Raw genomic sequence first — 19046 nt, 5'->3', positions numbered from 1 at the left:
GATTAATCCCGTAAATTTCTTCCGGTCAAGGTCAGAAACACCGTCTCCAGATTGGGCGCCTGCTCTTCCACCGAGCGAATTTCCATGCCGTCGTCCATGAGCTGCTTCAGAATCCGGTTCAAATTGTCTACCGCCGCGTCGCTGTGAATCCGGATCACATTCTCTTCCTGGAGCACCGTCCGCACGCCCGGGATGGCTTTGAGCGACCCTGCCGCCGCAGGCTGCGCCGACTTCACTTCGATGCGGATGTCCTTCACGTCGGTAATCGTCGATTTCAGCTGCTCCTTCGTACCCTCGGCAATGATTTTGCCATGATCCACAATGGCGATCCGCGAGCAAATTTCCTCGACTTCCTCCATATAGTGGCTCGTGTAAATAATCGTACAGCCCGATTCATTTAAATTCCGGACCGAGGTCAAGATATAGTTCCGTGACTGGGGATCGATCCCGACTGTCGGCTCATCCATAATAATAAGCTTCGGCTTATGGGCGATCGCGCAGGCAATGTTCAGCCGCCGCTTCATCCCGCCCGAGAAGTTCTTTGGCATGCTCTTCGCCTTGTCGCTCAGGCCGACGAAATCGAGCGCTTCCTCCGTCCGTTCTTTGAGCTGGTTGCCGCGCAGGCCGTACAATCCGGCAAAAAAACTCACGTTCTCATAGGCCGTCATATCTTCATAGATCGCCAGATCCTGCGGAACGATACCAAGATTCAGCTTGGCGAACCGGCTCTGCTTCGTGATGTCCCGGTCCAAAATCCGGATTTCCCCGCTGCTCGGGCGCAGCAGCGACGAGACCATGTTGATCGTCGTGCTTTTGCCGGCGCCGTTGGCCCCAAGAAAACCGAAGATCTCCCCTTCCCTTACCGTCAGCGACATATTGTCCACGGCGACGAATTCGCCGAATTTTTTGGTCAGCCCCCGAATATCGAGTACGTTCATTTCATCCCACTCCGTTTCGTTGTCCTTTTAACAGATCGAACGGGCGGCGTGTTTATTGCTCGCTCCATCTGTCTTGATGCTCTTATCTTAATAAAAAAGGATGACCTTATGTCAGTGCATAAGTTCATCCTTGATCCATGAGAAAATTCATGTTTTTGTCATGGGCTTAACCCGGTCATATGAAATTTTTCATTTCCCGCCATGCGGAATCAGCGTGGTGACCGTGAATCCCTGACTGCCGTCCGCGATTACCGTGCCGTTCACGGACGCCGTCCGCTCTTCCATGCCGATCAGGCCCAGACCTTTGACGATCATGGACGAGCCCTGGCCGTTATCGGAGACGACCGCTTTGATGAAGCGGTTCAGCACGCGGATTTCCACATGGACCGACGTAGCCCCGGAGTACTTGGCACTGTTGGTCAACGCCTCGGTCACATTTTCATAGATGATTTTCCACTGGAGAGGGGTGACGATTTCCATGTTCCCGTCATGAACGACAGAGGTCATCATCCCCGTCTTGCCGCTAAAGGCTTCAACGGCCGTTTTCAGGCGGCTTAGTCCAAGCTGCTCCACCGGGGGCTTGTTACTTTTCAGCGTGATGCGGATTTCCTCGATGGCCTCCTTCGAGATGCCGATGGCGTTCTGAAGGAGATTCACCGCGGTATGGGGATCGCTGTGCAGCAGCCGCTTGGCGGCCTCCATCTGGATCAGGGCCCCGGTCATGGAATGCCCGATCCCGTCATGGATTTGCTGGGTAAGCCGGCTGCGTTCCTCCAGCTTCACCATATACTCCGAGGCCCTGGCGAAGTCCTTGTTTTCGTTCAGGCTTCGGGCCAGCCGGTGCATATCCTTACGCATAAGCTCGTTCTCATCCTCCTGACGGACGATTCTGTCCATATACTGCCGGACCAGCACATAATTGAAATAACTCAGCGCGGCCGCAAACATATACAGAACCATCATCGAATCCCGCAGAAAGATCAGCGGAATCAGGATGACGAGGAGAACGATCCCGTTCTTCCGGGGATAAAACGAGGCCAGCTCATAACACCCGAAGGGCAGCAGCAGCGCGAAAAACGGATGGTACACCGCGCATCCGATCAAAAACAGCTCGATCACCACGATGGCGCCCTGCTTCAGCCGGCTGCCCTTCACAATATGCAGCACCAGATTGAGCGCCGAGTATACGAGAAACAGCAGCACGATCCAAGGGTCCGGCTTGGCTGCCGTAAAATAGGTGGCGATTACGACAAATAGCAGCAGTATCGTTTTGTTGCCGACAGTCCACAGTTCCATGAAATCCGCCGCCTACCGGACCTTGCCGGTCAAATAGTAGATCGCGATTTGGGTGCGGTGCGACAGCGCCGTTTTGTTCAGAATCGAAGTAATATAATTGGCTGTCGTCCCTTCGGAAATAAACAGCTCCTTGGAAATTTCCTTGTTGGACAGCCCCTTGGCGATATGGGACATCACTTCCAGTTCCCGCTCGGTGAACATGCTGCGGTCAAACGGACATTCGGAAGACAAGGCTCCCCTGTCCTGCGCCGCCAAAGCTCCCGCTGACGCGGACGCACCTTTGCCTACAGCCTCCTGCACGCCTGCTTGCTGAGCTCTGCCCTGTTCCAAATTCGTGCCCGCTTCCGTCCGTTTTCCATTAGCCGCAGGCAGTCCGTCCATCACCGACTTCAGCTTATCCAGCACCACGTCCTGCAGCACGTTATTGCCGCTGTGCACGCTCTTGATCGCATCCCGGATGCGCTCGGGGTCATTGTTCTTCAGCAGATACCCCTTTGCTCCAAATCGGATCGCATCCAGAATATATTCGTCGTCATCGAAGGTAGTCAGGATCAGCGGTTTGGTTCCGGTCTCCTCGGTCAATATTTTCGTCGCTTCCACTCCGTTCATATTCGGCATCCGCACGTCCAGGAGCGCCACATCCACCTCGTGGGTCCTGCAGTAGTCCACCGCTTCCTGCCCGTCGTTCACCGTAGCCAGCACCTCAAACTCCCCGAACGTATTCAGGATGATCTTCATTCCTTCCCGGATAAACGAGTTATCATCCGCAATCAGCACTCTAATTTTCATGCCAGGCCTCCTTGTCGAACCTATTGTACATGATGGCCGGCCCGAATTGGAAGGAGTTTCTAAGCAGCAAAAAAGCCCCTCTGCGAGGGGCTTTAACGAAACGGTTACCATATAACGAGAAAAATGATGGCGGCCAGCACGATCCGGTACACGGCAAATGGCACGAGTTTGATACGGTTGATGAGCTTCAGGAAGAAACGGATGGCAATCAGCGCCACGATAAACGAGCTGATAAAGCCTGCCGCAAAGAACGGCATCATATCCATCGTAAAATACTCCCAGTTCTTCAGCAGTGACAACCCGCTGGCACCGAGCATGATCGGCACGGCCATAATAAACGTAAAGTCAGAAGCCGCCCGGTAGCTCATGCCCATCAGAACTCCGCCGGAAATGGTGGAGCCGGAGCGGGAAAATCCCGGCCACAGGGACAGGCACTGGACCAGTCCGATACCGAAGGCCTGCCCGTATGTAATCTGGTCCACTGTCTCGGTCTTTGGACGCTTCGGCCGCCATACGTCGGCCGCGATCATCAGGAGCGCCCCGATGACCAGTCCGATCAGCACCGTCCGTGTCGAGAACAAATGCTCGTCAATATAGTCATTAAACAACAGGCCGAGCACGCCGGCCGGAATGAGACCGACAAGGACCTGGGTCAGCTTCAAACGTCCCTGCTTCCGGCTGACCGCCGCCTCCGGCTTTTTTCTCCGCAGGCCGAGCAGGTCGAGAAACCGGCTCCAGAACACCACGACCACGGCCAGGATCGAGCCCAGCTGAATGACGACTTTAAAGGTATTGGCTACAGGCGAAGCCAGAAACTCCCCGGTCTTCAGCCACATATCGTCCACAATAATCATATGCCCGGTCGACGATACCGGGGCGAATTCCGTCAATCCTTCGACGATCCCGAGGATCACCGCTTTAATGATTTCCATCAAATCCAAAACGTTTCACAACTCCTTCAGCTTACTTTTCGACCCGCATGCCCCGCGCGCGGCGGAGATACAGGAACAGCACGCCTACAATGACCAGGCCGATCACGGCGTAGGCCGCATGCGAATATACGTCCATATAGTGCAGGATGCTCTCCCAAGAGTCTCCCAGGGCCGCCCCCAAATACACAAGCACCGTGTTCCAGATCAGCGTCCCGACGGTCGTAAAAAGCAGGAACAGACCGAACTTCATTCGGGCCATCCCGGCCGGAATCGAGATCAGGGACCGCACGAGCGGAATCATCCGGCAGAAGAACACCGTAAAGTAGCCGTAACGGCTGAACCACTTCTCCGACTTGGCAATATCGGAGGATTTGACCCGCAGAATGCGTCCCCATTTGGCCACGATCCGTTCCAAGCGGTTCACATCAAGCAGCAGGCCAATGCCGTACAGAATGACCGCTCCGAGCACGGAGCCGACCGTAGCCGCCGCGATGACGCCCGGGATGGTCAGATGCGATTTGGTTGTCATAAAGCCCCCGAACGTAAGAATCAGCTCCGACGGAATCGGGGGAAATATATTTTCAAGCGCAATAATGAGCGCAATGCCGATATAACCGAATTGTTCCACGACGCTGGTAATCCACTGCTGCATGGAATTCCCTCCCACACGGTTTATTGTCATGCCCGGCTTAAATCAGTGTCTTTCTTACATTTCGCAAATAGTTGTAGCGGATGAAAAAGAAGTACGCCACCTGGGCCGTCACGAAGCATGCCAGCACCGCTCCCATTTCCCAGGCGATGGAGAGGTAATAGAAGCTTTGCAGCGCCATAAAGGCGAAGATGCTGTGCAGGGCGGCAAGCAATATCGGCACGAAAAAGAGCATCGCAAGCTGGCCGGTCACGATCCGGTTCAGTTCCCGGTCCGTCAGCCCCATCTTGGCGATCGTGTCGTATTGGCGGCGGTCATAGTCCAGGTCGGCATAGAGGCGGAAATACAGGAAGCTGCCCGCCGCGATAAAAAACACCGTCCCTACCAGCAGCGCCGCAAACAGCATCGCCCGGTAAGACGTCATTTGCGTCACGTACAGCGTGCCGCTTACCGTCATGGCATACGGCTGTCCGGCGTCATAACGGACTTCGCCGCGCGCCGCAAGCTGCTCTCCGAGGCCCAGCGTCCGTTCGAAATCTTCCACGTAAAATCCGGTATAGCGGTCCACCGACACGGGGACGGTTAGACGGTCAAACAGGAGGTCGCTGACGACGAGGCCGCTGAAATCGCCCTCCCGCTTCCACTTCATCTCCCGCAGGACATGCTCCGGCACCGGTACCTGGGATGTGTAGCCGATCTCCCGGATTTGCAGTCCCTCTTCAGCCAGCGTATAGACCTCCCTCTCCCGGATCCGGGTGTAGGTACGGTCGCGCTCGGAGCTGATCATGACCAGGGCATCGATGCCCTCCAGCGGCTTCTCCTGGTCGCTTTCCCCGGCAGCTTCCACCGCCTGCTTGTAGCTGGAATAAGAAATGATCGGAAGCAGCGTGCTTCCCCCGTCGCCTGCCGGTAAGCTGACCCGGATGTTCTTGACCGGAAAGCTGACGGTAACGGGGCGGAGCCCCTTCGCGCGGAGCTCGCCTTCGAGCTGCCGCACGTGCTGCTCTCCCGAAGGATTCTCGCCCTTGGACAGGTAGCTGACCGCCGCCGGGTAGTCCTCCCGGAACTGGCCGGAGAGCGTATTAATGGAAGCAAACACGCCTACCGCACAGAACGAAACGGTCGAAATGATCGTCACCATGAACAGCATGTGCGCATTGTCTTTGAGCCGGTAAGCCAGATTCGATACCGTAACGATATTCGTCCTTTTCCAGAAAAAAGGCCTCCGCTTCTGCAGCAGCCTGACGACCCATACGCCAAGCTGGGTGTACAGGAAATACGTGCCGGCGATGGTCATGATCACGACCGGAAGCATGCGGATGTAGATCGTGTTCACCGTAGTCGTCGCGGCCAGCGCATAGGAAGCAAGCAGCAGCACGACCGCCAGCAGCGACTGGATGCCGGACGTCCGTGGCGGCGTCTTCGGCTTGTGCCCGGACTGAAACAGCTCGATGAGCGTCCGGTTCCGGAGCATGACGGAGGTGCAGACCGAAATCAGCAGGAACAGCAGCACAAATGCGCCCGCGGTCAGCGCCAGCGCCTGCCAAGGCAGGTAAAACGGAATCGGCGCCATCCCGAAGGAACGGGAACCGATCATCAGAAAGAGCTTGCCTGTGATAAGCCCGGCGGCCATGCCGGTCAGGATAGCTCCGAGGCCGATCAGCATGTTTTCCATCAGGACCATCCGGTTCAGCTGTCCCTTGGTCATGCCGTGCATCAGCAGAATCCCGATCTCGCGCTTGCGCGAGGTCAGAAAGGAGCCCACCGAATACAGCACGAAAAAAAAGGAGAACAGATACATGATGCATTCGGCGGTGATCATCGTCTGCATCACGATCGGATAAATCAGCTGCCCGCGGATATAAGGGCTGAACAGGAACAGGGCGCAGATGAAGAAAATCATGACCGAGAAGGCGCTGCTGAGAAAATAAGCCGCATAAGTCCGCTTGCTGCGGGCGACGTTTCTATAAACGAACTGTAGAAAGGACACGGCTGTCTCCCCCCAACAGCGACAGCATGTCGATGATTTTCTGGAAAAACGCCTGCCGGTTGCTGCCCTGATAAATTTCGTTATAGAACTTGCCGTCCTTGATAAAAATGACCCGATGACAGAAGCTCGCCGCGACCGGGTCATGGGTCACCATCAGAACCGTCGCCCGCTCCTGCCGGTTCATATGGTCCAGCGTCTCCATGACGTCCCTGGATGCCTTGGAGTCGAGATTGCCCGTCGGCTCATCCGCCAATATCAATGAAGGACGGTGGATCAGCGCCCGCGCGATGGCAGCCCGCTGCATCTGTCCCCCCGAGATCTCGTAGGTCCGCTTGTCCAAAATCTCACGAATGCCGAGCTTCTCTGCCACTTCCTCCAGCCTGCGTTCCATCTCCCGCACGGGCATCCCGTCCAGCGACAGGGACAGCACGATGTTCTCCCCGACGCTCAACGTATCGAGCAGGTTGAAGTGCTGGAACACGAACCCCAGCTCGCGCCTGCGGAACAGCGCGGTCTGTTTCCGGCTCAATTGATGCGGATTGGTCCCGTTAATCCAGACTTCACCGGCCGTGGGCTCGTCGATGGTCGCGATCACGTTGAGCAGCGTGGTCTTGCCGCTCCCCGAGGGGCCCATCACGCCCACGAATTCTCCGGCGGACACCGCAAACTGGATATGGTCGAGCGCCTGCAGCGGTACGCGGCCTTCATAGATTTTCGACAAATGCTTCACTTCCAGGATCGTCACGTTCTCCGGGCTCCTCCATTTTGGTTTCCTGTCATAGGTTTATTATAGGCAGCGCCGCCCTCGGCCTGCCATCGCGCAACATTACACAAGCTTACACATTTGTAAGCTGGAACTTGATCCGGACGGTCGTCCCCCGTCCTTCCTCCGATTCGATCTCGACGCCATGTCCCATGCGGCTGCAAATCTGTTTGACCAGGTACAGTCCCATACCCGTCGATTCCTGATACATCCGGCCGTTCTCACCGGTGAAATACGGATCGAACACGCGCGGCAGGTCGCCTTGCGGAATGCCGATGCCCTCGTCCTGGATGTCCAGTACCGCCTCGCTGCCGCTCTGGTATCCGCGGAACCGGATTTGCCGGCGCTCCTCCCCCGTGGAATACCGGACCGCGTTCGTGACCAGCTGGGTCATGACAAAGGACAGCCACTTCTCGTCCGAAGCGATCCGGAGCGGTCGTTCGAACTCGATGACAGGGAAAATGCGGCTCCGTATAAACAGCCGACGCTGGGAGGACGTCACCGAACGCACCACCCGCTCCAGATCCAGCTCCTCCACATAAAAGTCTTTCTCGAACGTGTCGAGCCGGGCGGTGTACAGCACCATGTCCAGCCCCTTCCGGAGCCGGTCGAGCTCATCGCCGATCGCAGTGAACTCCGGCTTGTCCTGATGCTGAATGATCAGATGGATGACCGACACGGGCGTCTTCATCTGATGCACCCACTGGTTGATGAATTGAATATGGGAATCGAGCTTGTGCTTATACTGCTGCAGCTCGGTTTGATAGCGTCGGTACTGCCCTTTGATCAGACGGTGCAGGCTAATGGACAAAGGAGTCTGCTGCTTGTTGTTCAGCAGCTCTTCCGTCGTCGGGGACGGCGCGGACAGCCGTGCGTAGAAGGTCCGGTTGCGCCAGTACCGGATCAGGAGATACCCGGCGAACAGGCAGCTGCTGAGCAGGGCCGCATATAGGCTGACCTCGGCGTTCCGGTATCCGTCCAGCCGGTACACTAGGGTGATGAGAAATAATTGCAGGATATAGAGGGCGATGAGCGGGGCTTGGTCTCTCAGATACAGCTTCATGCTTCGCCCTCCCAGCCCGGAAGCAGCCGGTAACCTTGGCCCCTGACGGTCTGGACGGCGTCATGGACGCCGAGCGCCGACAGTTTTTTGCGGACACGGGTGACATAAACGTTCAGGGTGTTGTCATCCACAAACGACTGGTCATCCCAGATCCGGTCCAGCAGCCGGTCCCGGCTGACGACCTGCTCCGGGCGGGTCAGCAGCTCCTCCAATATTTTGGCTTCGGTATGGCTGAGCTCCACCTTCTGCCCGTTCAAGGTCAGATGGAGCCGGTCCACGTCCAATGTAAGCCCCGCGACCGTAACGGAACGCGTCTGCTGGGACGCGGCATAGGAACCGTAAGCCCGGCGAAGCTGGCTGCTGATTTTGGCCACGGCGATTTCGTAATCAAACGGCTTCGTCAAATAGTCGTCCGCCCCGTTTTCCAGCGCCATCACCTGGTCCATCTTGCCCTCCCGCGCCGAAATGAAAATAATCGGGCATGTCGACAGACTGCGGATTTGCCGGCACCAATAGTATCCGTCGTATTTCGGCAAATTGATGTCGAGAACCACTAAATGCGGATCGTAGCTCCGGAAGTCGCTCAGAACCGATGCGAAATCCGTTACGGAACGCGTGTCATATTCGAATTTATGTAAATGCTCCTCCAGCAAGCTGACGAGCTTCTTATCATCTTCCACGATGAAAATTTTAAACATGACGAAAAATCTCCTTTGGCAAAGGTGTCTTCTCACTCATTGGTATTGTACCATGCCCGGCCTGCCGGGCCGAATGCCGGCCTAAAAAGAGCAAAAAAAGGAGCTGAAGGCCCAAAATGGCCCAGCTCCTTTTTCAAAATATCCTTTTTGCATACATTCACAGAAAACAGACCGTGTGCAGCGAAAATGTGGTACCGATTATGGAATGGTTCAGCTTCGCTGAGCCCTTATTCTCTTCAGTCAAGTGCACAACCGGTAAGCCCGAAGCAAATGCTGCGTCGATGCCCCCTTGGGTCTAATGACGACTCTCCATTCGGTTGCCGTCAATACTTCCTTCATTCATCCGATTATGCAAAGTACATTTCGGCTGCCCCCAGCTCACTGCTGCCGGATACCTCATAATCCTCCTGAAGCAGAACACCGTCCTCATCCTGCAGCTCGATCCCCCGGCGCTGCATCTCCGACATCAGCAGGGCCAGGAATTCTGGGTCCAGCTCCAGCTGCTTGGCCAGCGTCACACATTCCAGAAGCTGTTCATCAGACAAGATTTGCATTTCAATCCCCCCGATCTTCCAAGGTTCCTAAGAAACCTGGAGATCTCCAGGCGGAAGGAAACCTTAATGATGAATAACCGATTTTGCGAGGAAAATGGGCTTACCCTATTTAAAACCAAGCCACGCGGTTTGTAAATGAACTTTCATCGGGATGAATGTTTACCAGGAAAGTAATAGTTCATATAGCCTTTTCCTCTATATACATAACCTTACTTCTTTAGCTCTTTATTACAAAGATACCAAGTCTGTGCTCAAGCGGTTGAGCCGCTCTACGCCGTTCTCTGTGATCAGAAGCATATCCTCAATCATGATGGCGCCAATCCCGTGACCGTAATAAGGCGTCTCGATGCAGACCACCATGTTCGGTTCAAAAATTGCCGTCTCGGACGGGCTGATGAACGGCCCTTCCTCCGCGGCCAGGCTCAGCCCAGCGCTATGCCCCAGATGGCCCCGGTTGTACTGGCTCAATCCCGCCGCGCGGATGACGCTCATCCCCTCCTGAAACGCCGCCTTCATCGGCATGCCGGGCTCGATCATCTGCAGCAGGCGGTCATGCCCGCGCCGGAGGGCCTCATAGATCCGCTTCGTGGCATCCGCAGGCTCGCCCAGCACAAAGGTGCGGGCAATGTCCGAGCCGTAGCCGGCCACCTCGACGCCTACGTCGAATTTAATCACGTCCCCCGGCCGGCTGGGCCGGGTATCAAACACTTGTACAGGGGCAAAGTGGTCCCCGACCGAAATCATATGGAACCGCGGCGTCGACCCGTCCGGGTTCCGCATCAGCGATCTCCGGAACGCATCCACGATCCCCGCGGCGGAGACGCCTGGTTCGATTTCGCGGACGGCGTATTCGACGCCCGCTTCCGCATAGGCGCATGCCTTGCGCAGCTGCTGAATTTCCCACGGCGTCTTGATCGCCCGAAGCCGCGTGAAGATTGGCCCCGCCTCGGCCAGTTCGGATATGTCCGGGCACGCCTTGCGGAGCGCCATCACGGAAGAATGCCGCATCAAGTCCAGCTCGACCGCCATTCGCCCCCGGGAGATTCCGTACTCCTCCAGCACCTGCTGAAGGACGCCGAACATTTCCTCCGCCTGCGGGGACACCGGCCGCTTCCCTTGATAGCTGCCGCCTTTCAAATTCAGCGGATCATCCACGTCTACCCAAGTGGGATAGGTGCGAATTTCATACCGGGCAGGATCCCCGGTAAATCCGGCGGCTTCAAAATCATTCATAATGATGATCGCCTTCCGTCCGGGATCGCGGAAATGCACCGCCAGTCCAACCTCACTCATGCGCAGGGTATACATAAAGGCACTCTGATGCCCTGAGAGATAATAAAAATTTTCGCTGCTGGTAGCGACCAGCGCGTCGATGTTTTCGCTGTCCATGATCTGCCGGGCCCGCTCCGAAATCATGTCCAGATGCTGCTGATGGTCTTGATTCATGCTGCGCTTCAACTCCTTCGGATCAGGATGTCCTGTCTCCGTATTTCCGTTCTTAAGTCCGTATATCGTTGTGCTTATTCCGCTCTTAAACCGGCTCCTGCGCCATCTGGCGAAGGAACTTGCGTGCACGCTCCGTCTTCGGTCCGGCAAAGAAATGTTCCGGATCCCCTTCTTCCTGAATGATGCCTTCGCTCATAAAGATGATCCGATTCGCCACTTCCTGCGCGAATTTCATCTCATGCGTTACGACGACCATCGTCATCCCTTCTTCGGCCAGCTGCCGCATCACCTGCAGCACCTCGCCGGTCAGCTCCGGGTCGAGCGCCGATGTCGGCTCGTCGAACAGCATGATCTTCGGCTCCATCGCCAAAGCGCGGGCGATCGCCACCCGCTGCTGCTGCCCGCCGGACAGCCGCGAAGGATACTCGTCCTTCTTCTCCGCCAGCCCGACCTTGCCGAGCAATTTCTCGGCAATTTCGATCGCCTGTTCCTTCGGCATATTTTTCACCGTCATCGGAGCCATGATCACATTGTCCAGGACGGTTAGATGAGGGAACAGGTTGAACGATTGAAACACCATGCCCGTCAGGCTGCGCAGCTCGTGAACTGCCTTTTTTCGCTCTTTGGCGCTCATTGGAGCTTCGAGGTGGACGCTGTCGATGCGGACCGAGCCGGCATCGGCCTGCTCCAGGCCGTTCAGACAGCGGAGCAAGGTACTCTTCCCCGAGCCGCTCGGACCCAGGAGCACCACGATCTCTCCCTGCCGAATGTCAAGGCTCACATCCTTCAGAACCGATAACGATCCGAAGCTCTTGCTTAAATGGCTGACTTCGATCATGCCTTCTCCCTCCTTAATAAGCCTTGGACAGCTTCCGCTCGATGACGTTCAAAATCGCGGAAAAGCCTGTGCTCATCACCCAATACATGATGGCGATGGCAATGTAGAACGGCATGGCCACGTAATATTGCGCGATCAGCAGCTGGGCCGAACGCAGCAGCTCCGTAACCGTGACGATGGACACGAGCGACGTTTCCTTCAGGATGCCGATAAACGTGTTCCCCATCGGCGGGATCGCCGCCCGGGCCGCTTGGGGCAGAACGACCTTGCGCATCGTCTGCCAGGGCGTGAGCCCCAGGGACATCGCCGCTTCGGTCTGCCCTTTATCCACGGACAGAATCGCACCGCGGATGGTCTCGGACAAATAAGCGCCGATATTGATGCTGAGCGCAATATATGCGGACGTCAGCGGCCCCAGGGTAATCCCGTAATCGGGTAAGCCGAAGTAGATGATGAAGATTTGCACGATAATCGGGGTTCCGCGGATGATGGACACATATACCCTGGCGATGCCGGCGATCAGCCGGTTCCCTTTTAACCGGGCGATGGCTGTGAACAGTCCGATAAACAACCCAAAAAACATGGAGACGATCGTGATGAGCAGGGTGTAATAGGCTCCCGTAAACAGAAAACCCAAATTATCCATTACCAATTTCATTTAAAACGGCCTCCCACAGCGGTATGACTCATGAATTAAAAGCTTGGATCGACGCCGAACCATTTTTGGTGGATTTCCTTCAACGTTCCGTCGGTCTTCATCTCGTCCAGCGCTTTGTTGATCGCATCCAGCAGCTCCGGATTGTTTTTGCGCATCGCGACACCAGCGTAATCGTCCTTGATGGAATCACCGACCGCTTTGACTTTCAGATGGTTTTGGTCGATGAGAGGCTTCAGGGCGAACATGTTGTTGATCGTTGCGTCAATCCGGCCCGTGTTCAAATCCATCAGGGACGAAATGACGTCGTTGTACGTGGCGATTTCGAACTTGCCGACCTTCGGCATCGCTTCATCGCGCAGGTATTTCTCGTCATTGGTGCCAAGGCCGACGCCGATCTTCTTGCCTTTGAAATCGTCGAGCGACTTGATCGTATCGTTGTCGCTCTTCACGACCACATTGACGGAGTTCTTGATGTAAGGCTCCGAGAAATCCATCGTTTTCTTCCGGTCATCCGTGATCGTTACCTGGCTGATCAGCACATCATATTTCCCCTGCTGCAGACCTTCGATCAGGCCCGAAAATTCGCCGGTAATGAATTCGGCCTCAACCCCGAGCTTCTTGGAGATCGCTTTGGCGATGTCGGCGTCATATCCGTCGACTTCCTTTTTGTCATTCAAAAAGTTGTACGGGGCATACGTACCCATCAAGCCTACTTTGATCTTTCCGTTTTTCTTGATCTGCTCAAGCAGATTACCCGACGACGAAGCCTGATTGCCGCTTCCACCGGAAGCATTGCTGCCCGATGGCGCCGTATCTTTGCCGCAGCCGGCCAGCACCAGAGCGATAACGGCGATTAGCGACAGCGACATAAATAGTGATTTGACTCTAAACTTCATTTCTATAATCCCCCTTGAGTATATAGATTGAACTAAATTTTTTATTGAACTTCCTGTTATAACGCCCAATAGAGGCCTATGTTATTCATTTTTTTAGTTCATTCTATATTGGTTGTAATATTTAACCCAGCAGCCCGCGGAACTCGAACCGGGCCGTTTCTTCAGCAATCTGCGAGGCGGTGTACACCGGCTCGTAGTCCACGTCATGCAGCGGACCGAACAACCATTTGGTCAGAACGCCCGTGATCAGCGAAACGAGGATGTTCACGCGCAGCGAAACGTCCGTAAACTGCGGCAGCATACCCAACTCAATGGCGCGGAGCACATTTTTCTTGAAGGCCTCTTCAAACGCGATCCACACTTCCGATACCGCCGAACGGACCTTTGGATCCGCGCCCTGCCCCTTGATCAGCAGAAAGGCCATCAAATTCCGGTTCTCATTGGCAAATGCGAACAGGTTGGTCAGCAGGTTGGCTGAGGAATTCACCATGTCGTCTACAGAACCCGCATGCTTGCGGTATCCCTGCTCGATGACCTCGACCAGCTTGTCCCGGCCGTTCTCCACCAAACGGATGGCCATCTGTTCCTTCCCGTCAAAATACCAGTAGAACGTCCCTTGCGAGACGCCGGCCGCCTTCACCACTTCCGATATCTTTGTATTATGGTAACCTTTGCGTGCAAACAGCTCGAGGGCGGCCTGCCTCAGCTCCTGCTCGCGCAGCGGTTCTTCATTGGTTTGAGATGGCAGAATCAGGACCCCTTTCCTCACTTGACTGACGAGTCAGTTAATTTAATTCCGATGGGCTTACTATAGTATACGAATCACCCGGGGTCAAGCGATAATTTCTTCCTCGCCGGTACATTTGCGGCTTTCAGATGCCTTTGGAGCAGCAAAAAAAAGGAGCTGCTCCAGCGCAGCTCCTTTCAGACGATCAATATTCCCGGGTTATAGGCTAATAACTCCTCTTTAATCTTGTTGTACCTTTTAAACGCCATGGTGCAGCATTTGGAGCCTTTATGGATTTCCGGCTCGAAATACGCCTTCTTGTACACGCTGTCGATCAGCATGATCCTGTCCACATTGACAAGGTTCCGGTCCACGTTGCGGAACGTATACCCGCTGGTGTTCAGCATGCCGGACCAGTATTTGAGCGTACCGTTCATATAAAACTGCTCCTCCATCGTATGAACGACAACCCGGTCCGCCGGAATGCTGAATTCCATGAACAAAATATCGTGTACCCGAAGATTGACGATGCCTGATTCCCCTTCAATATCTCGTGAAACCGTAAGATATTGCATCTGAATCAGCTCCTCCATTTCACTTCAGCAGTTCCTCTGGCGTCTCACCGCTGTAAACATACACGGGACTGGCAACACTTACGAGATACACAGCTACCAGCGTTAATGCCGAGGCAATAGCTGAAAATGTGCTGTGCTTAACTTTGCTGATCAGTGACATGGCGTTTCACCTCCTTTCGGTGAATCAGGCTGAGGGCTTGGACAAAGAAGACGACGGCAAGCGTCTGCGACTGGATCAGGACGTTGGCCAGTACAATGAGGACTCCGATCACCCGCAGCTTGGGGTAATGCCTGCGCGGTATTCTGGATTGCTTTTCGATTTTGCTCGGAGCGAATACAGCCACAAGCACCATGCTGAGAACGTTCAATACCTGAACATAGAAGGCGGGCAGCTCGATGAACGACACCAGAGTGAACAAGGCGGTGGTGGCAAGCACGCACCATTCCCCGGTTTTCAGATGAATACCGCCCGTAAATTGGCGCAGCAGCGCAAATCCGATCAGCGCTATCGCCGCGCGGCCCATATGCCCTGTGAAGAACGCGACCAGCAGCGTGAGGGCGATGATCAACACCACGTTCAGAATGACGGCAATCGCATGTTTGAGGATGTTCACCGAGGATTTATGATCCGGAACCTGCCGCTTGATCCCTTCGGCGATCCGGAAGGCGGCCGTTTCAATCAGCATGGATATCCTCCTCTTCCTTTCGGATGGTGTAATACAAAAAGAGGCCGAACGTACAGGCGAAAAACAAAACGTTGATCCATACCTTGTTATAATAGAAGATGAACTCCACCGAGACGAGCGTGACCATAATCAGCAGCACCAGCACGATGTGCTCTTTCTTGAAGCGCAGCCTTTCAAAGTCAAAGGCGAACCCGATGCCAAACTTGTACATGAGCCATGACAGCCCGAGCCCCGTTAATGCCGAGACGACCTGCAGGCTGTAAGAGTTGGCGTCCGTGGCGTTAACCTCCTGAACCGAGCCAAACAACCAGAGCACATAGACGGTCTGGATGAGCGCATACAGCGCATAACCCAGAATCGTACAAATGGCGGACCAGGCCAGCGGAATCTTCATCACGGTCGTGTACAACAGGATGTAAATCAGAATCGTGATTAACGGCGCTGCGAACGCCAGTGACAGCTCGTCCCTCAAAACATAGCTCTGCACGTTCGCCAGCAGCGTGATACACAGAGCCTGCCACAGGTAATCCGAAGTTTTGAACCTAAAAAGCGACATCGTCAGCGAATAAATCGCCAGCGTCTCCAGCGATGAAAAAAACATGAAGCCGAAAGCTTCCACCTAACTTCCTCCTACTACCGTACCATTCCTATGCTTGACTCTTCTTCCGTTATCCTCACGGTTCACAGGCGGCGGCCAGCATCCATGCGCCGAGGGACTTCCCCGGTGCATTTTGCTTCCCTAATATATTTTATAAATTGGAATATTTTCCTTACTATAAACATACGACTTTGTCGATAAAAACGAAAGATGGAATTTTATGTTTTTGCGATTTTTTTTACGGCAACCTCCCGGTTAAATCGACACATTCGCCTTTTATTTTTGAATACGCTTTCAAAAGTGGTGGTAATCCGCTGCTCTGGTGGCCGCCTCGTCCGGCAGCAAATCCACGTAATGCGCTCCGCACTGGTCGCATCCCGCCGCCAGCCGGTGGGTGTGCATATAGTATCCGGTCTTCAGCACCTGTCTGGCCTGGTTCTCCTTCACGAGCTTACCACATCCCATACAGTAAATCCGGTCTTCGAAACATGATTGATTCATATAGGTAGACTCCCTTCGATCTATTTCTTTTTCCCCCTATAACATATACTTCATGCGGTGGCAAATCCCTTCCGTTTCGGTATTTTTTTATGCAAGGAGAGGCTCTTCCAGCCTGGGGAAAATGCAAAAAGGCACAGCCTGCTCGCATGATGCGAAAGCTGTGCCTTTCCCTTATCCTTTTGTCCAAAAGCAAGCCTTTGCGGCAGCGCACCCATGATTGGAATGAGCCTCCACGACAGGAGCAAGTTGCCATGATCCGGCTGAAGCAGGAATCATCGACTTCCGCTGCCCGTTTATCCTTTGCTCGCCCCCGACGTCAAACCGTCTACCAGCAGGCGCTGCAGGAAGATAAACAGGATCGTGATCGGCACTGCGATCAGAACCGCCCCTGCGGCGAAGGTGGTGAAATTCGTATTCTGATTCGTGCTGACCATGTCGAACAATCCGACGGCCAGCGTCCAATTCTCTTTCGTCCGCAGCACGAGGCGCGCAAAGATGTAGTCCACCCATGGGCCGACAAACTGCGTCAGTGCCATATAGGTCAGCATCGGCCGGGACAGCGGCAGAATAATCCGGCTGAAAATCGTCCAGTTGCTCGCTCCGTCAATCTTCGCCGCCTCATCCAACGTCCGCGGAATCGTATCGAGAAAGCCCTTGGCGATAAAGGTGCCGCCGAGCGGAGCTCCCGCCGCATAGACGATGATCAGGGCGAGATGCGTATCGAGCAAATGCCACTCTTTGAGCAGCAGGTAGATCGCGATCATGCTCATGAATCCCGGGAACATGCCGAGAATGAGCACGGTCGACAATGCCGTCTTGCGCCACTTGAAGCGGAAACGCGACACGGCATAGCTCGTGAGCAGGGTCAGGAAGACACCGATGATCATCGAGCACACGGCGATTTTCAGCGTGTTCAGGTACCACTGGCCGAACAGAATGCTGCTGGACGTAAACAGCTCCCGGTAATGGTCCAGCGTGAACGCTTCTGGAAGGAGCGTTTTGCTGTAGAGCGATTTTCCCGGGCGGAAGGAACCGAGAATGACCCAGAGGGCCGGATAGACCGAGCCGATGGCCATGATGATGAGAATGATGTAGCTAACCGTTAGCCGAACCGTTTTTCTGCCTTGACGTCCGCTCATTGGATCATATCCTCCTCTTTAAATGATTTGGTCCGCCGGTAATTGTAAATGGAGAATATGGCGATAATCAGGAAGATGATGATGCCGACGGCCGACGCCATATTGTATTTGTTCTGATCCAGCGTCAGTTTGTACAGCCAGGTCACGAGAAGGTCCGTCGCTCCCGCGTACTGATAGTCCCCGACGACCGGGTTTCCGTTCGTCAGCAGGAAGATCATGTTGAAGTTGTTGATATTTCCGGCAAACTGCATGATCAGCGTCGGCGCCGTCGAGAAGAGAATCATCGGCAGCGTAACGATGCGGAATTTCTGATACGCGCTCGCCCCGTCGACTTCAGCTGCTTCGTACATATCCTTCGGAATGGTCGTGAGCACGCCCATGATCAGGATCATCGAGACCGGAATGCCCACCCACATGTTGACGAGAATGACCGTCACCTTGGCCCAGAACGGATCGGTCAGCCAAGGAAGGCCCCCGAACCCGAAGTAGCCGAGGTACTGGTTGATCGGCCCGAACTGGCCGTTAAACATATTCCTCATGACGAGCAGCGAAATCAGCTGCGGGATGGCATAAGGGATAACCAGGATCGTCCGCCACATGCCCTTGAATTTGATGCCCTGCTGGTTGATTAAAAGCGCAACGAGCAGGCCGCCCAAATACGTGGTCGCCGTGGACAGGATCGCCCAGATAATGGTCCAAGTTAATACGCCGAAAAACGTATGGCTCCAGGTTTTCAGCGACACCAGATCCTTGAAGGTCTGGAATCCGACCCAGTCCACCAGCTTCGCCGGAGGGATATGGTTCGGTGCGGAATAGTTCGTAAAGGCCAGCATGATCATAAACAGGATCGGCATGATCGTAAAGAACAAGATGCCGAGCGCCGGCAGCGTCAAAAAGGCTTGGGCGAATTTATAATCCATCACGTATTTGACGGATTTGGCGAAACTGTTCGGGACTTGCCCGCTTTCCCGTTTGATCGCAGTTTGGTGCGCGTCTCTGACGTTCATCACATATATGACGATAAAGATCAGCAGAAACAGCAGCGTGATCAAGCTTTGAATCATGATAAAGATGGAATGGTCGCCATCGATCCACTTGCCTTTAACGAGCAGACGCGGCGTATCCCCGAGCGACGTAATTCCCCAAAGCGCTCTTCCCAAATTGTTGATAAAGTAGTAAATGCCAAAAGCCTCGATCAGCAGGAACAAGATGCCTTTAATCAATTGGCGGTTATAGATTTGTCCCAATCCCATGCTGATGATCGACAGTAAAGCGGCTTTGCCGCGGAGCCTGTTCATCGTATCCTCTTC

At 54.6% G+C, this 19046-nt stretch carries 22 protein-coding genes; all 22 read right to left on the bottom strand.

Annotated elements, in window-relative coordinates; genetic code table 11:
• Positions 1–2: 2 nt before the first annotated feature.
• Positions 3–938, bottom strand: coding sequence for an ABC transporter ATP-binding protein (locus tag CJP46_RS24060; protein WP_094598151.1), 936 nt, complete (start codon positions 936–938; stop codon positions 3–5).
• A gap of 189 nt (positions 939–1127) precedes the next feature.
• Positions 1128–2234: a sensor histidine kinase gene (locus tag CJP46_RS24055; RefSeq protein ID WP_094598150.1), complete on the bottom strand. Its 1107-nt coding sequence runs from the start codon at positions 2232–2234 to the stop codon at positions 1128–1130.
• Positions 2235–2246: 12 nt separating this feature from the next.
• Complete coding sequence (locus tag CJP46_RS24050; RefSeq protein ID WP_094598149.1) at positions 2247–3023, bottom strand: response regulator transcription factor; 777 nt, start codon at positions 3021–3023, stop codon at positions 2247–2249.
• Positions 3024–3127: 104 nt separating this feature from the next.
• Complete coding sequence (locus tag CJP46_RS24045) at positions 3128–3955, bottom strand: undecaprenyl-diphosphate phosphatase (RefSeq protein ID WP_179281312.1); 828 nt, start codon at positions 3953–3955, stop codon at positions 3128–3130.
• Positions 3956–3986: 31 nt separating this feature from the next.
• Positions 3987–4607, bottom strand: coding sequence for a DedA family protein (locus CJP46_RS24040; RefSeq protein ID WP_094598147.1), 621 nt, complete (start codon positions 4605–4607; stop codon positions 3987–3989).
• 37 nt (positions 4608–4644) lie between these two features.
• On the bottom strand, positions 4645–6594 hold the full coding sequence (locus tag CJP46_RS24035; protein ID WP_094598146.1) for an ABC transporter permease: 1950 nt from the start codon (positions 6592–6594) through the stop codon (positions 4645–4647).
• A complete protein-coding gene (locus tag CJP46_RS24030; protein ID WP_094598145.1) occupies positions 6569–7339 on the bottom strand; it encodes an ABC transporter ATP-binding protein in 771 nt (256 codons plus the stop codon). The genes CJP46_RS24035 and CJP46_RS24030 overlap by 26 nt, the downstream gene beginning before the upstream one ends.
• Before the next feature lie 91 nt (positions 7340–7430).
• Positions 7431–8420 (bottom strand): sensor histidine kinase, encoded by a 990-nt coding sequence (locus CJP46_RS24025; RefSeq protein ID WP_094598144.1) that lies wholly within the window; start codon positions 8418–8420, stop codon positions 7431–7433.
• The gene (locus CJP46_RS24020; RefSeq protein WP_094598143.1) at positions 8417–9118 is read right to left on the bottom strand and encodes a response regulator transcription factor; all 702 of its coding nucleotides are present in this window, start codon (positions 9116–9118) and stop codon (positions 8417–8419) included. The genes CJP46_RS24025 and CJP46_RS24020 overlap by 4 nt, the downstream gene beginning before the upstream one ends.
• A gap of 347 nt (positions 9119–9465) precedes the next feature.
• Positions 9466–9672 (bottom strand): sporulation histidine kinase inhibitor Sda, encoded by a 207-nt coding sequence (sda, locus tag CJP46_RS24010; protein ID WP_094598141.1) that lies wholly within the window; start codon positions 9670–9672, stop codon positions 9466–9468.
• 228 nt (positions 9673–9900) lie between these two features.
• Positions 9901–11118, bottom strand: a complete 1218-nt coding sequence (locus CJP46_RS24005) for a M24 family metallopeptidase (protein ID WP_094598140.1) — start codon at positions 11116–11118, stop codon at positions 9901–9903.
• Positions 11119–11203: 85 nt separating this feature from the next.
• Positions 11204–11956, bottom strand: a complete 753-nt coding sequence (locus CJP46_RS24000; protein ID WP_094598139.1) for an amino acid ABC transporter ATP-binding protein — start codon at positions 11954–11956, stop codon at positions 11204–11206.
• A gap of 13 nt (positions 11957–11969) precedes the next feature.
• A complete protein-coding gene (locus CJP46_RS23995) occupies positions 11970–12614 on the bottom strand; it encodes an amino acid ABC transporter permease (protein ID WP_094598138.1) in 645 nt (214 codons plus the stop codon).
• 35 nt (positions 12615–12649) lie between these two features.
• Positions 12650–13510: a transporter substrate-binding domain-containing protein gene (locus CJP46_RS23990; protein ID WP_094598137.1), complete on the bottom strand. Its 861-nt coding sequence runs from the start codon at positions 13508–13510 to the stop codon at positions 12650–12652.
• A 121-nt stretch (positions 13511–13631) separates the two neighbouring features.
• Positions 13632–14258 carry a TetR/AcrR family transcriptional regulator gene (locus tag CJP46_RS23985; RefSeq protein WP_094598263.1) on the bottom strand — a complete coding sequence of 209 codons (627 nt, stop codon included), beginning with the start codon at positions 14256–14258 and terminating at the stop codon, positions 13632–13634.
• A gap of 176 nt (positions 14259–14434) precedes the next feature.
• The gene (locus CJP46_RS23980; protein ID WP_179281297.1) at positions 14435–14812 is read right to left on the bottom strand and encodes a LytTR family transcriptional regulator DNA-binding domain-containing protein; all 378 of its coding nucleotides are present in this window, start codon (positions 14810–14812) and stop codon (positions 14435–14437) included.
• A gap of 19 nt (positions 14813–14831) precedes the next feature.
• Positions 14832–14972, bottom strand: coding sequence for an AgrD family cyclic lactone autoinducer peptide (locus CJP46_RS23975; protein ID WP_094598135.1), 141 nt, complete (start codon positions 14970–14972; stop codon positions 14832–14834).
• On the bottom strand, positions 14950–15498 hold the full coding sequence (locus CJP46_RS23970; RefSeq protein WP_256992496.1) for an accessory gene regulator ArgB-like protein: 549 nt from the start codon (positions 15496–15498) through the stop codon (positions 14950–14952). The genes CJP46_RS23975 and CJP46_RS23970 overlap by 23 nt, the downstream gene beginning before the upstream one ends.
• Positions 15488–16117: a hypothetical protein gene (locus CJP46_RS23965; protein ID WP_094598134.1), complete on the bottom strand. Its 630-nt coding sequence runs from the start codon at positions 16115–16117 to the stop codon at positions 15488–15490. Before CJP46_RS23965 ends, CJP46_RS23970 begins: the two co-directional genes overlap by 11 nt.
• 273 nt (positions 16118–16390) lie before the next feature.
• Complete coding sequence (locus tag CJP46_RS23960) at positions 16391–16597, bottom strand: hypothetical protein (RefSeq protein ID WP_094598133.1); 207 nt, start codon at positions 16595–16597, stop codon at positions 16391–16393.
• Positions 16598–16890: 293 nt separating this feature from the next.
• The gene (locus CJP46_RS23955) at positions 16891–17736 is read right to left on the bottom strand and encodes a sugar ABC transporter permease (protein ID WP_094598132.1); all 846 of its coding nucleotides are present in this window, start codon (positions 17734–17736) and stop codon (positions 16891–16893) included.
• Positions 17733–19034: a carbohydrate ABC transporter permease gene (locus CJP46_RS23950; RefSeq protein ID WP_094598131.1), complete on the bottom strand. Its 1302-nt coding sequence runs from the start codon at positions 19032–19034 to the stop codon at positions 17733–17735. Before CJP46_RS23950 ends, CJP46_RS23955 begins: the two co-directional genes overlap by 4 nt.
• Positions 19035–19046 lie beyond the last annotated feature (12 nt).

This window comes from Paenibacillus sp. XY044, from assembly GCF_002257645.1.
In the GTDB taxonomy this organism is placed as follows: Bacteria; Bacillota; Bacilli; order Paenibacillales; family Paenibacillaceae; genus Paenibacillus_AQ.
Note: the sequence above shows the minus strand (reverse complement) of the source record. Positions and strands in the feature narration are given on the sequence as shown.